The sequence below is a fragment of the Pseudoalteromonas byunsanensis genome (assembly GCF_001854475.1).
GTDB classification, from domain to species: domain Bacteria; phylum Pseudomonadota; class Gammaproteobacteria; order Enterobacterales; family Alteromonadaceae; genus Pseudoalteromonas; species Pseudoalteromonas byunsanensis.
In genome coordinates this window covers 208046-224682 of record NZ_MNAN01000037.1, presented here as the reverse complement: position 1 = coordinate 224682, position 16637 = coordinate 208046, and the positions used below count along the sequence as shown (strand labels likewise).

At 45.5% G+C, this 16637-nt stretch carries 1 protein-coding gene; it reads left to right on the top strand.

The features are described 5' to 3' along the window. Nucleotides 1-121 precede the first annotated feature (121 nt). The gene (locus BIW53_RS19450) at nt 122-16594 is read left to right on the top strand and encodes a putative Ig domain-containing protein (RefSeq protein WP_217495724.1); all 16473 of its coding nucleotides are present in this window, start codon (nt 122-124) and stop codon (nt 16592-16594) included. Nucleotides 16595-16637 lie beyond the last annotated feature (43 nt).

The window sequence follows — 16637 nt, the reverse complement described above, 5'->3', positions numbered from 1 at the left end:
TGTTAGCCAAATCAGTACCAAAACAGACAGCGGTACTGAGACCACGTTATTCAAATACAACAGCCAAAACGTATTAGAAAGCATTCAAACCCAGTCAGGCACGAGTAACGCCCATACTCGTGTGTACTATGGTTATGATGCGAATAAGCGCCTAAATTCCGTTAAAGTTGATTTAACACCGGATGATAACTCGATTGCCGATGGCAAAGTGTACGAAACCAAATACACCTACCATGGTGATAGCAATCGCGTGCAGTCGGTCAGTCAGTCGGATGGCACCAAACTGACCATTGGCTATGAAGCCCATAATGGCGACTATCGCGTTAAAACCTTGCAAGATGGCGAGGGTAATACCACCACTTACAGCTATGTGTCAGCTACGCATACCCGAGTGACACTGGGTCAATCACACGTTGATTATTACTTTGATAACGCAAAACGCCTCACCGCGGTTGAGCGCGTGGTGGACGGTCAACATGTGCGAGAAGAGTATGAATACAACAGCGCAGGGCAAGTAACAGAAATTCGTAACGGCCTAGGCCAAGCCAAAACCTTTGGCTATGACAACGCGGGTAACCTAACAACGCAAAGCGATGCGGATGGGGTGACGGTCACACGTACGTATAATACCCATAATCAGCTACTGAGTGAAACACGCGGTGATAACACCAGCTACTATATTTATGATGATGCAAACCAACGCCTGCGCTTTACCTTGGGGGCAGACAACTCCGTGGTGGAGTATCGTTACAACGGCTTAGGGCAACGAGTTAGCCAGCACACTTACACCAAAGCGAATTACACCAGCACTAATCGTAGCCTCAGTGCGTTACAGAGCTTTATTAATAACCAAGATAAAACAGCCCAACAGCTCAGCGAATACGGCTATGACTTTAGAGGTCAGCTGAGCACAGTGACCCGTTACAGCAGCGTGAACAGTCAAGGCCAAGGGGTGGATGGTAGCACCACCCGTTATGTGTACGATGCTCACGGTAAACTATTACAAGAAACCACGCCACGTGGCGTGTTAACTGAGGGCACAGAGGGCGACTTTAGCACCCGTTATAGCTACGATGGCTTAGGGCGCGTACTGAGTCAAACCGACGCTAACCAAGCGCAAACCCTGTACACCTATGATGATGCCAATCAGCGTATTAAAACTCGCTTTGCTAACAATTTATGGCAAACCCAAGTGTTTGATAAAACAGGCGCATTGGTTTCAGATGCCAAAGGCACCATTTTGGGCAGTGAGGCGTATGGTATAGAGCGTATTTACCGTGATGAACATGGTCGTGCTGTTGCCAAAAGAGATGCACAAAACTCATTAAGCTACAGCTTATATGATAAGTCGGGCAATCTGGCGGCCACGGTGAGTAACACGGGCACCGTCACCCGTTACTACTACGACCGAGCAGGGCGCGTCACGCAAACCACCCAATATGCGCAAAAAGTCAGTACCGCGGGTTGGTTAAGCCGCGCAGGCACATTGAGCAAAACCCTTGCACAGCTAGATAATGACCTAAAAACCCAAGCCAATAACGAAGACAACCGCACCACACGTACCCTTTACACTTTAGGGGGCCGTAAACAATATGAAGTCGACGCCAAAGGCTATGTGACTGAGTTTATCTACAACGATAAAGGCCAGCTAACGGAGCAAAAGCAATACACTGAGCCGATGGGTGAGCTTATCTATCAAAGCCATAATAGTCCGGTGAATGTGGCGCAGTGGCAAGTGTATGACGCTACCCCAGCAGGTGCCACCATGACCCCCACCTTTGATGCGGAGTATGGCAAAGAAGTGATGGTGCTTAAAGGAAGCGGGACTTCCAATGGCTATCGTTTGAGAGAGAATACCTCAACAAACTGGCATTCGGATAATCGTATCATCTCGTGGGATATGAACCTCGCAGAGTCATATACTGTGTTCATTAGCGTCAATACCACCAAAGGTCATCGCTATATTACCTACTATGCGGGCAACTCTGCGCCTGTTTTGAATGGTCAATATGCAACGCATTATTTGCCTGAAGGTACGAAAGAAGGAAATTGGCAAACCATCACTAGAGACCTTCAGGCTGATCTAGCGGCGGTAGAACCCAATGTATCGATTACTAATATTAACGCCTTCCTGATCCGTGGTTCGGGCAAAGTCGGTCAGGTTAGCTTGTCAGGTCTAAATGAAGAACGTACCCCAGCTACGGCGTCGGCGAATGTTCAATTCACATACAACGAGGCTGGTAAACTAGAGTATAAAACCGATGCCGAAGGCTATGTCACTCGCTACTACTACGACAAAGCGGGTAATGAAATTGCAACACGTCGCTACTTTAATAAGGGCGTGCCCGGTAACATTAGTGAGTCAAATAAAGACAGAATTAGCCACACTATTTATGATGCTCAAGGTCGAGTCAGTGCCAGCATTTCTGCTGACGGTGCACTGACAACGTATGCCTACAATGCTGATGGACAAAAAATAGCGCAAACCCGTTACCACAAACAAATCACAAACCCGGTGATCGGCGCGCCGTTATCAATACCAACGGGTGAAAAGACCACGTTAAACTGGACGTACACTGCTGCAGGTCAGGTAGAGACGCAAACACACAGCGATGGGTCTTTGACCAAATACAGTTATGACAAAATGAATAACTTGGTGCAAAGGCAGTTGTTCGACTCAGCTGAAGCAAAAGATGCTAGTCAGGTTTATGGAAGCGATGATTTCAACAATAATGTCGCAGATGCGTTTACTATTTCAAATGGCTCATCAACATCAATCGAAGTGGTCGATCAGCGAGTACGCTTTAAACGACTAAAGAGCGATAAAAGTGAATGGCCGAGCCTTATTTCAAAACAGACATTTGAGTTCAAAGATAATATCTCAACCACTATCGAGGTCTCTACAGGCAGCACGTTAAGTGGCATGTATTTTTATGGTGGGATTGACAACTCTGGTTCTTGGTCAAACCTGACTCTGGACCGCCATGCGGTCTATTTTGATGGCAATGCGGTTTATTCTGATGTTGTCAGAGATGGTAAAGGGCGAGGTCGAGAGAAGTTGATGTCGCTGTCTGCCAGTACTACCTATGTTGTTAATTGGACTACAAATGATGAGTTTACAACGCTAACCGTACATCCAAAAGGCGAGCCTGAGCAGGCAGTTTCGGCAAAGGTATCGACACAAGATTGGAGCAATTCTGCGCGTTTGCGTTTTTATAACAATCCAAACCCTGGTGCAAATGGCAGTGAAGTATATGTTGATAACTTCAAAATTCAGTCTCTTAATGAGGTCAGCAGTACACGTTATCAATACGATCTGCTAGGGCGTAAAACTTCGTCGTTGGAGGGCAATCAGCTGTTAGGTGACAACCTAAATCACCCTGTCGATACAGCTCGTTGGGATATTTACGACCCTACGCCTGAAGGCGCAACTATGAAGGCGGTATACGACGAGCAGTATGGCTCAGAAGTTTTAGCGCTACAAGGTGCTGGAAAAAGTAATGGCTATCGTTTGCAAAATCCAGGAAAAACACCATGGGATGCGCTTGAGAAAACCATTAGCTGGGATATGAAGTACTCAGAAAACTTCACGGTATATATTAGTGTTGACACAGATAAAGGGCATCGTTATATCACCTACAACCCAGGTACTCATGGAGCTTCATTAGGCGGGCAATATGCACAAATCCCATTACCAGTGAACACCACCGATGGTAATTGGTACTCGGTAACGCGCGATTTACAGGCAGATTTACAGTCAGTAGAACCAGATAACAATATTAAGAATATTAACGCGATGTTGGTTCGTGGCTCAGGTCGAATCGGCAACGTATCGTTAACCGATCTTAATACGGCACAATTGGCGCAGCGAGGTCTAGCCACAGGTGCTAGCTTAATGAGCGAGCTTGATGATGCCTTTGCCACAAAAGGTGATTATACGCAGTATGATGTGCTGGGTAACATTCAGTCGTATATAGACAAAGAAGGCGCAAAAACACTTTACTATTATGACGCTCAAGGTAACACAAGGTTTGAAATTGACGCGGTTGGTCAGGTTACTGAGTTTAAATACAATGGTTTTAATGAGCGTACGGATATTATTCGCCATCACAAATCTTTGAGCGAAGCGCAAATCAAACAAGCGGGTTTGGTTGGTGGCTTGGTCAGCAACAAAGTACCTAGCGGTCAAAGTGTCGATAGCTATTTGAGCGGATTTTTGGCAACTGGGGGGGCATATACTGAGCAACTAAAGTTTGACCAACGTGGCATGCTGGTCCGTAAAACAGACGCACAAGGTTATGAAAAAACCTTTGCTTATAATGCGTTCACACAACTTGTTAAAGAGTCACAAAAAACACATCTAAGCGCTGTAGATAAGCAAAAAGGTGCTGCGGGTCTGACAAACATTGAAACCAGTTTTGATTATGATAACCGTGGACTATTACTCACAACGACGCGTACCGCGGGTACAGAAACACAGGTTATTGGCAGCAGTTATGATGCATTTGGCCGAGTGATCACCTCAACAGATGCGAATAACAACAGCAAACAGACCACGCATGAACTGAACACAGCACAAGACAATATTGGTCGTATTGTATCAACGACTCAGACTGTAGATGGCACTGCAAGAACGATTGAAACACGTTACGATATGCTTGGTCGTGTTCTATCGGTTACCGATGCGTTGGATCAGGTTACACGCTACGAATACAACGAACAAACACGCAGTGTAAAAGTCATTCAACCAGATAATAGTTTCGTGGTCACTACCCGGAATGCATTAGGAAAAACAGCATCGGTTGCTTATTTTGATGCCGCTGGTGTCAAAGTGAGCGAATCCCAGTATGACTATGACTACAACGGTAATTTAACGCAAACGTTGCTTAATGGTCAGGTACAGTCTTTGAATGACTATGACAGTGAAAATCGCTTAACTCATACGGTTGATGGAAGTGGCACACAGGTTGAAACATTGTATGATGCTGTCGGTCGTGTTGAAACAACAATTGTTGACCCTGATGGCTTAGCGCTGCGTACCGAGTTTGCCTATGCAAAGCATGGCGGGCAAATTATCAAAACAGAACGTATCAATACGGTTGTAAGCGGAGGCAATATTGCCTCGGGCACCTTACATACCACGACTACTGAGCTTGATGGGGCGGGTCGAGCATTATCCATCGTGGTGCGTCAAGGAAGCACCATACAAAGTCAAACTTCTTACCAGTATGATGCGTCTGGTAAACAGCTTGTTGCTACTAAAGGCAGTGGCAGCAAAGCGGTGTCAACCTCTTATGTCTATGATGAACTGGGTCGTTTAAGTACGACACAAATAGGCAATAGCACTACGCGTTTTGAATACGATGCCAATGATAACTTAATTGTTAAAGCTGAGTCGCTTGGTACTCAGGTTTATAACGATCTTAACAGTTCAACGGGTATTCTGAATCAAAAAGTCACCTACTATGTTTACAACGAGGCAAATCAAGTAACCCACGAGTTTGTAAGTACGAAGGCGTCTGCGACGGCGGTAACCAATTTTGATGGTTTGCCTCCGATTGATACCGGTCCAATTGACCCGAACCCACCATCGGTCATGTCTACGTCAGGGTTTGAGGTTGATGATGATGCCCAAATTAGAACCTTCAGTACTAATGTAACCAACAAAATTAACCTCTCGGGTAGCGTTAAACGCTATTCATACAACGCTAATGGCCAGTTGATTAGTAATGGACAAGGGCTCAGTGAGCTGACTCTGATTGCTTATCAGGAAGTGAGTAAAGAGCGCTCACTGGCGGACTTTTTACTTAATCAAACAAGCGTCATAAACGGTAAAATAACTGCCTACGGCGGCGAATATGCAACAGCACACACAGCTTATGATACTAATGGCAGAAAATCACTGCATATTGACGCCGAAGGAGCCGTGACTCAATGGCACTATAATACCCAAGGTAATGTGTCTGAAGTTGTTCAATGGGGGCAGCGCGTTTCAGCGTTGACACAAACTCAGTTACAAAAATTGAAAACTGGGGTTTTAACTGCGTCAGAGCTTACCAAAACAGGCATCGCTGTCGCTGATAGTAAGGTAAAAACGATCTATAACGCGAGCGGTCAAGCGCGTTTTTCACTGACGCTAATAGAGGGCAACAGTGCCAGTGTTAAAGAAAGTATCTATGACGCATCAGGTTTATTGGTCAAAACCATTGCCTATGTAAATACGGTTAATTACACAGAGGTGACAGACGAAAGCACTGCCATAGCTAAGATCAGCAAATCGAACCAGGACAGAACCAGCAACCTATTTTACGATGACGCTGGGCGCTTGAGGTTTAGTATCGATGCACTGGGATATGTTACCGAACACCGTTATAACGAAGTCAGTGATATTATTAGTACTATCAAATATTGGGCATCCATCAAAGACACCGCGCAGCTCAAAGCTAGCCTCGACGCAGGCTCGTTGCAGTACAGCGAACTGCATGCTCATTTTGGCGACAATTTAATTAACGGTGCGCGAATTTCGAGTTTCGAACGTGATGCGATGGGACGCATAACATGGCAACGTCATGCAGATGGTACAACAGAATCTTATAGTTATTACGACAACGGGTTAAAAGCCAGCTATACCAATCAAAACGGCGCGACTTGGCGATATGATTATGATAACGCTGGCCGTTTGGCTTATGAGCGTGGCCCACAACTGACAGTATACAATTGGTCTGGCGGTAGCCTTAGTGATATTCAAGGTGTTAGCGTTACCAAACAGTTTAGCTATGATGGATTAGGTAATGTTAGTGCTATCACTGAAGGTGGTCAAAAGAACGGTAGCTGGGTAAGCAGTATACCAAAAGCAATTACCCATTTTAGCTATGATAATGCTGGCCGCCAAATCTCAATGAAACAAAATGCTGCCCAAAATGCACCTGCTATCGAAGCGAGGACGCAGTACGATGCGCTGGGTAGAGCTGTTAGTTCGACCCGAGGCGGCATTACCACCTTGAAGATTTATGACAATGTTGGCAATGTTCGTTTTGAAATTAGTGGTGAAGGCGACATTACTGAAAGACGTTACAATGCGTTGGGTCAAGAAGTATCATTAATTAAATATTCTGATGAAACCACATGGATCCCTAACCGTGCATTGGTTCTATCGGATATGGTTGATAGTAATGGCAACATAAAATCAAATAATGTTCCTAACCTGAATGTGTACGCTAGTAATGATCGCCGCATTGATACCATTTATGATGCAGCGGGGCGAAAAGTTCAGGTAAACGTCGGTAACCAGAGTACTCGCTTTGTTTATAATGCATTTGGTCAGGAAGTTAAAAAAGAGCAGTTATTAGAGGGCAGTTTCAGTACTGCGGGTTATAAGGCACTGGTTAGTTATAGTTATTATAATGAGCTAGGGCAGCAAGTTGCTTCTGTTGACCCTGGAAAATACCTCACGACGACGGCGTATAATGCGTTTGGTCAGGTGCGTACTCAAACAGAATACGCAGTAGCAATCTCAGCCAGTGTGAATGAGCATACGATCCCAAGTGGTACTAATGGTAATGCGACCTATGGACAAAATAGAAGCATAGAATACCACTACGATCTGATGGGTCGCGTGGTGCATCAGGTACAATCTAATGCGGGGGTTAGTGCATTTACTTCAGGCACAAACCTGCAAACTCGCAGTCACAAAATTACCTCATTTGCTTATGATAAGTTAGGTAATACAGTGCAGTCTTCCGTGCGTGCACTTAACTCGGGTGATGTAAGTAATTTGCCTGCGCAAAATGCCCAAGTACAAGGCTGGGAGTATGATGCTGTTGGTCGCTTAAGCCACACTGCAACTGCTTCTTCATCATACACTACGCTGGATCTAAGCAAAGACTTGTCAGGAGCTCTCAGTACGAGCTCGGGTAGACACATTTCATCAATGGGTTACGATGTGTTTGGCAACTTGGTAAGGCGCGTAGAACATGCCAACAGGGGCTCGTTAAACACCACTACCTCTGATATTTCAGTACCGCCGAGTAGTCCAAACGACAAATTGACTCGTCATGAATATAATACTCGCGGGCAACTAATCGCAGAGTATGATGCGTTGGGTAATAAAACCACACATAAATATGATGCATTGGGTCAGTTGCAGGAAACACGTCAAAGCTACAACGAGTGGAACCACGACAATGAATCTTACTCATTTACCTACAGGCTCTATCATTTTGACTCAACGGGCAAATACATTAGGTCGTCGGGTGAGTTACGAGGCTTACCTAATGGTATTTCTTTCAATTCAAGCACGGGTCAGTTAAGCGGGCGCATTTTCTACTTTTCTCCTGATGACGATGAAGGAGGCCATACGTCGGCAACCATTACGTTGAGCGCAAACTATTTATCGTCGGATAGCGCCAAGGTGCAAACCCGTTCATTCAGTAGCAAAAATGGCCAAACAACCGCCACTGCTTTTGCTCAGTGGAGAGAGCCACACAGTGGGGCGGATGATGTAAAAGTACGATTCACTAAGTATCAGTACAACAGAGCTGGCCAAATGAGTAGAAAGTCGGTCGGTATTAACAGTGGTTCAGGAGATGTGTCGAGTTATACCTGGTCAACCCACTACAACGCCTTTGGTGAAGTTAAAAAAGATGACGATGGCGTTTATGTCTATAACAAACAAGGGCAGCTGTGGAAAACCACTAAGGGCGATGGTGTACTAAAAACTTATGGTTACGACCTCGCCGGTCGTATGACAAGTACCACTCACGCGCTTAATGGTCTAACTGACATAACACGCGATGCTTCGGGCAATGCGACGCTCATCAAGCAACCTAAATTTACTCAAAACGGCGTGACGTACAGGCCGCAAATTGAGCAAGATTTTGACCGTTGGGGCAATGTTATTGAGCTTAAAGACGCCAGAGGCTTTATCACTCAGGCTCAGTACAATCATGCCAATCAGGTAACCAAAGAGATCTTGCCATTGGTGGCCGTGACCGAAGAAAATGGTCAAACCACCAGTACCACACCAATTAATATCTATCACTATGATGAACATGGTCATTTAATACAAAAAATAGATGGTAACGGTCACAAGCAAACGTTCAAGTTTGATGAGCGTGGTAATCAGGTTTTACATCAGGATGGTGAGAATAATCAAACCCACTATAAGTATGACATTTTTGGCCGTAAAGTACTGACAACAGATGCTGAAAACCGAACCACTACAACCAGTTATGATAAGGTAGATAGAGTAGTTGAAACAGGCCAGTTTGGGGTGATTAATAATCAAGCTGGGCAATATCGCGTCAACAATTCTTATGAATATGACGAGCTAGGAAACCGTACTCATGAACATGATGCGGTCGGAGGGGTCAAGTCATACAAGTTTGATGTATACGGTAACGTTAAATACGCCCGCGATGAGATGGGACGTGAAAAATTATACGTATACAACAGTGATGGCACGCAGCGTCATGAAACCTATGCAAACTTACATAGTAGTACAACGCCGGATAAGCATAAAAATACTCGTTACTACGATGAATATGGCAACTTACAGTCCGGTAATGACTTAGGTGGCAAAGGCTTTAGTTATACCTATGGTAAAGGCTGGGGCGAAAACAATAGTATTGACACCTTAACCAACACTGGCAGTGCAACGACCAAAACTGATATCGGTCGACTTATTCGCAAGCAAAATGACCATGGGCAGGACATTAGGTATACCTACTATGAGAATGGTTGGGTTAAGAGCATTACCGATGAGGCAACGGATGCCTACATGTACTTTGAGTATGATAAAGCCGGCAGAAAAACGTTAGAACTTCGCCAGTCTTGGGATGATTTGCAGCGAGTGATCCGTCACGAAACAACGACGCAATACGATAGTCACGGCAGAATTACGCTGACCCAGACCAAAGAGTACAATAATACTCGTACCTCGGGCGACCCTGTATGGGTGGAAGGAAAAATCCTATCTCGTGTTACTTATCGCTATGATGCGGTGGGTAACAGACGTAGTATGAAAGTTGAAAATGGCATTGTGGGCGACTTATCTGTTGATCCGTCGTACAAGTTCTATGGTGCGTTGAGCATTAATGAGAACACCGCATTTACCGAAAAAACCGGTGACGTAGCAACCTTCTTTCAAGCGTTGCAATTACCAAACCTTGAATATAGTGCCAAGTTTTATAAGCAGGATGCGAATGATGCGAACAAATGGGTTGCGATAACCAAACCTGATGGTGTGTCATTTAGCAGTAGCGGAAAATTAATCGGTACTCCGAGCTACGAAGCTGCTGGTACATATCGAATTGATGTTGTGGCGAGCGACAAGAGTAAGTCCCCAGTACGAACTTTCAACGGCGAAATTCAGCTCAATATCGCCAATGTGGCGGCACCTATTGAAGTCAAACCGATTTCGACACACAACGTGAAAGAAGGTGTTCAGGTTACTATAAACCTAGGTAATTATTTTATCGCTGATTCTTCGTCCAGACTGTTAAAGTATACCGTAACCGGTTTGCCTTCAGGACTCAGTTACAATACATCTACCGGAGTAATCTCAGGCACGCCAAGTTATACCAGTGCAAACAGTTACACCATCAAAGTGGTGGTTGCAGACAAGAACAATAGCAGTATTAGCCGTGAGCAAAGCTTTACCTTACGAGTTTCAGGTACGCAGGTGGTGACCGTTGGCGAAGAAACCAGAAAAGAGATTAACCTGACCTCAGGTGATTCTCAAGGGACAAGAGTCACAGTTCGCAGGATCAGTGGGCCAAGCTTCGCGCAAATTAATAATTCAAATACGCTTGTGATCACACCTAGTGCGGCCGATGGCAGAACGGCGCCGTATGTTGTTAAATACGCAACATATATCTATGAAACTGAATTGGGCAGGGAATTCAAACTCGGTGATTACGAATATCATATCATCGTGCCCGATACCAAAGTAGTGAACCAGCCACTGACCGCTAAAAATGGTACTTTGAATTACAAAGAAGGTCAGTCACTGTCGAGCTCTAGCGGTAATGTAAAACAATTCTTCACTAACCCTGATAATGATTCGCTTAGCTACACAGCGACATTCTATCAAGAGAAACTGGTTGATGTTTCAAAAGATAGAATGGAACCTGTCGTAGTACGTAAATGGGTCGTTGTTAGTCCACCTGAAGGGGTGTCATTCAACCGAGCCGGTTACTTACAAGGGACTTTTGGCAGTTCAGCGTCAGGCACATACCGTATTAATGTCACTGCCACTGAATCAAATCGTGCTACGCCAAATCGCGCAACAGCACAGATCACCTTGACAGTAGAGAATGTGAAGCCACCTATTGCGGTATCGAGCATTCCTAGTAAACAAGCGGAAGAAGGGCAAAGTCTCTCATATAATGTTGCTGGTTACTTTAAAACCGATGTCACAACCAGAACACTGGTGTACTCCGCGACTGGGTTACCTAGTGGTGTGTCAATCAACGCGACAACGGGTGTTATTAGCAGCTCGGGGGCGCTTAAAGATGGCACTGCGGGCACTCATCGTATTACCGTTACAGCAACAGATAAGAACAATAGTAGTATTAAGGCTCAAGGCAGTTTTACGCTAAGTGTCAACAATATTAACTATATAACGCTGAATGAAGGTCAAACCCAGCAAATAGATATTTCTTCGTTTGGTGGCACGAGCACGATGATCACCAAGCAGCTGTCTTCTGGTGCACCTTCATGGGCGACAATATCTAGTGACAAGAAATATCTGATATTAAGGCCAGATGCAAGTGCTGGGCGCTCCAGTGCTTATACCTTTACGTTGACTGTCAGTGAATTTGACCCAGAATTAAGACGTACCTTTACGTATGGAACAAGAAAGTACACGGTGCTGGTAAAAGATACGCAAACACCAAACCGTGCACCAAGCGGCAGTATCGCAAATAAAACCGTATCTGAAGGAAGTGCATTTACTTACAACGTAGCAAGTACTTTTAAAGACCCTGATGGTGATGCCTTAACCTACACCGTGCGATACTTAAAGCGAGTATTCCAGCCAGATCCTATCGATCCAAGAGATCGGTTCTTGCGCATGGCGGTTGAGCCTTCAATCGGCGATACCACCAATGGTGGCAGCTGGGTTTATCAATCAGTTGCTGCGCCTTCTGGTTTAAGCTTTAGCTCTGCAGGTGTACTCAGTGGCACACCAAGCTACTCGACCAGTGGCACCTACAAAGTGGTGGTCACTGCTACAGAGCAAAAGTCGACCAAATTAGCAGCTTCCAGGGAGTTCACGTTAACTATCAATAATGTCGTGCCTAATAAAGCTCCAACCGTAAGCTTAAGTGCGGCCAGCAGTGTTAAGCAAGGCAGCAGCATAACGGTCACGGCATCGGCAAGCGATTCGGATGGCTCAATTGCTCAATACGAATGGCAGCGCTCATCAGGAGTGACCCTGACAGGCAGTGGCAACAAAGTAACGATCAAAGGCAATACCATAGGCAGTCAATGGGTCAAAGTTCGTGTTAAAGATAATGATGGTGCTTGGAGCGGCTGGGTAACTAAGAACATCAGTGTAACAAGTGCAACGGTTAGCAACAGTGCACCGGTGGCGAATAAAAACCTGTTCCATTTTACATTTGAGGATAGATACTTTAGCTACACCATTCCAAGTAATGCATTTACCGACCCTGATGGAGACACACTGACTTATTCAGCGACTGGGCTGCCAACAGATGTAAGGATTAGCGGTAATAGAATTTATGGTACTGTGACTAGACCGGGTATTTTCAATATCACCATTACAGCACGAGATCCGAAAGGATTAACCGCGTCTACCAGGCTGAATTTGGAAGTGGAGCCTGGTGGCTTTGACCCGCGAGAGCGAGAACCATTCTTAGTACAAGAACCGCGCTTAGCGATGCGTTCTATGGCGGTTGCACAAGATGATATCAAAGTGGCTGCAGCGCCTATGCAATTGAAAGCGGTTGAGCCTGAAGCTGCCCCTATTGAGTTATCTTCGACGGTTGCGACGATGAGCACTGCAAGCACAACCAGTGCGACCAGTGCGACCAGCACCTCCAATGGCAGCGTTACGGAATATTGGTTTACGTACGACGGTAACAACCGTGTAGTACATGATGGCGGTAATTTAGTTAACGGAACGATTACAACGAGAACACAAGGTCAATACATCGCGTACAACGATGTGGGCCAGCAAACGTTACTGATCTCAGCAAACAACAAAAACGCGCAGCAGTTTGTATACAACAGTTGGGGTCAGGTTGCATTTGTTGATAGTTTCTTAAACAAAGGAGATATCGACTTATACGGTGCCCGTGCCACATTGGCGAGTACACCGAGCCACTCAAACTGGAGAGCCAGCAGTAAGTTTGAATACGACGCGATGGGTCGTGTTACCGATAAACGTGAATTCTTCTCCGCGAATGCCACACTTAATGTGCAAGTTGACGGCATGGGAGGCGATCCCGGTTATAACGTTCTGGTAAATTACGGTGGTGCTATTAAACATCATACGCAAACACGCTACAACGCAGCTGGTGAAGTAACATGGGTGCAAGAAAAGGCCTTAACACTGGATATAAAAAATGCCCTTGATAAGTATGTGCCAAAAAGTGGGCCTGTAGGCTCCGGCAAGATTTACATATCTGAACCTTGGACAGAGTCGAGTTTAAAAGTTCAGTCGATTACACAAAATTATGTGTATGACGGTGCTGGCATGGTGAAATCATATGCCTATTATCAAAAAACAGGGTTGCCTTCTGGGGTATCGCAACTGATTCATCGGTTCTCAAAAGAATATGAAGCGAGAGATTCATACCTTGAGAAAATAACCAGAGGTCGCGGCGACACGTCACATAAAGAAAGCCAAAACCTGCAAGATGCAGAAACGCTTTCTCATTATGACGCAAACGGAAATCGCACGCGTATTGAAGAGCATATTACGGACTCACGTTACAAGGGTGATAAAGACGTTAACGCGCGTTATATGCGTTATGACGCGCAAGGTAAGATCATTTCCAAAGTAACCGGTAAGCAAACACGGCTACTGACCGCCAGCGATCTCAATACACAAAGAACTTACTACAACCCATATACGGGTGAAGTAATCGACTGGCAAACGACTGTGGCTAAAAATGTAGGCTTTAAAGAAGATACAACCTATTTAGGCCGTGAAACTGGTAGTTACTATCTGTACAGCAGTGGCAATTATCTGGGTGAGATCAATAAGTCAGGTACCAACTCGATCAAAGAACAACACTTTAGTGCACCAGACAGTAAAGATTCAACTGTAATGGCGCGCCATCAGGTGCAATCTGGCGATACGCTCAAAGGCATTGCCAAGCTTTATTATGGTAATGAAGACCTTTGGTACATCATTGCTGATATGAATGGTCTAGGCGCGGGTTCTGATCTGACACAGGGTGTAACCTTAGATATTCCAGCACGAGCGAACCAGTTTAACAGCCATGATAGCTTTAAGCCGATTAACTTGGGTGAAATTATCGGTAATACGGACCCATCAATGCCGTATGTACCGCCCCCACCACAAGCAGGATGTAATGCGCTTGCATCAATCGTAATGATTGCAGTTGCGGTGGTTGCAACGATTGTCACAGCGGGCGCAGCGGCTGTTGCGATGGGAGCCGCTTCCTCGTCGATGGGTATTATGGCAGCTGGTACTGCTGCACTGGGCGGTAGCTTAGGTGCGGTTGGTGTCGCGGCAGCGGCAGTTGGTGGCTTTATGGGGTCGGTAATTTCACAAGGTGTGGGTAAGGCCATCGGAGCGATTGATAGCTTCTCATTGAAAAATGCCTTTGCATCGGGGCTTACCGCCGGAGCTACTGCGGGTATGGGAAGTTACCTACAGGGAGCTGAATGGGCTAACCAAGGTGCTAAGTCGATGAATAGCATCACAGGCCTCAAAGATCTGACTTGGCAAGGGCGTGCGGTAATGGGCGTGACCAGTTCAATTAGCTCGGTAGCGGCGAATAAGTTGGTTGGTAATCAGGCCAGCTTTAGATGGGGTAATGTGGCTGCATCGGCTGTGACATCCGGTCTTGGCGCGAACGCAGGGCAAATCGGACAAGGCACGTTGAACCCAATCAATGGTATTGTAAATGCCGCTGTGAATTACGGTGCTGATAAACTGTTTGGCAATCAAGCAAGTTGGAACTTTGGTAATGTAGCGGTTGATGCATTTGGCAATGCGATTGGTAATTCGATAGTGCAAGGGGTTATGAGCAAAACGGCACAGGCTAATCAGGATAGACAGGCTGAGCTAGATGCGATGTCCACTAAACTGACGCAGCAAGTCAATAAGAAGCTCGATACGCAACTTGATGCACAGCTGAATGAAACGCTAGAAAACGCCCAAACGCAAATGGCAACGGATTTAGATGCAGCAACGCAAAACGTGAGCGATAAGCTGCTTGCTGATCTGAACAGTCGCTATGATACAGAGATGTCAAAGTGGCAGTCGAGTAGCCTAGAATTGGCCGAACGCTCCAACGCGATGCAAGCTGAATATGCTGCAAAGTCATCAAGCTTAACCGCACGCTTTAATCAACAAATGGAGCGCATTCAAGTCAGCGGAGATGCCGCGTTTACACGGGGCGTTGCACGTGGTGAAGCCATGTATGCATCAGGCGTGAGAAACCGCGAACAAATCGGTGTTGATTTGCTGGCGGGAGTTGATGTGGAAGGTTACTTGAAGTGGAGAGAGTCAGAAGTCTTGCAAATGCAACAGTGGAAGAAAGATAACCCAAATTGGTCAAGATTAGGTGATGACCTATGGGATTTAGGTCAATCAGTTGCAGATAGCAGTGTCTCGATTTGGAATACGGCTGTTGATATGTCAAGTGCTTATAGAAGACATGATAACTATACCGATCTCACTTTTGAATTAATGCAAGGGGTTGGTAGCATGGCAGCAGATGTTGGTAAAGTTGCGATTAACTTGGTTGAAGTTGGTTTGTCTGCAACAGTACTACCTATATATCAGGAGCTTGGTTATCTAAACGGTGGGGCTGTTGAGCTTGAAGGGGGGAGCTATTATACCCACTCAAGTGGCTTAGGAGGCGGTGGGTCAGCTGCGATTTCGTTTAACCCTGATGGCAGTGGCGGAACGGCACTAGCGTCTGATTTCGGGTTCGAGAATTTCGTTCGCAAGAACTCGGTTTCTTTCGACGTGTCTCTGGCTACGGGCCCTCAGATGGAAGCAAATGACTTTTTAAATGGTTATGTTTTGGCTGGGGGAGCAGATGTAGACTTACCAACTTCGCGTCACCCCTTACTTCCTAATAGCGCTGGTGTGTTTACTGGTCACACTTACGATAGTGACCCTTTGCTTCACGGTGTTGGAGGGTCTAATCCAGCACGTAAGGAGCTTTATGGTGCCCAAATTGCTAAAACCTTCGAATTTGGTTCCGCGAGGAAATCTAATTCTGGCATTAGAAATTATGGAGTGTCTGGTCATGTAGTACGTCAGCAATCTTTCCAAAAAAGCTCTTGGGATTCGAGTTCTTTAGGGGAGTTTTTATATGGGTTCCAAAATATGCATTTTGCACAATATAACTGGCTGACAAAATAAGTTAAAAAGGAATGTGGAGTGAGCTGTAAAAGGCTCACTCTTA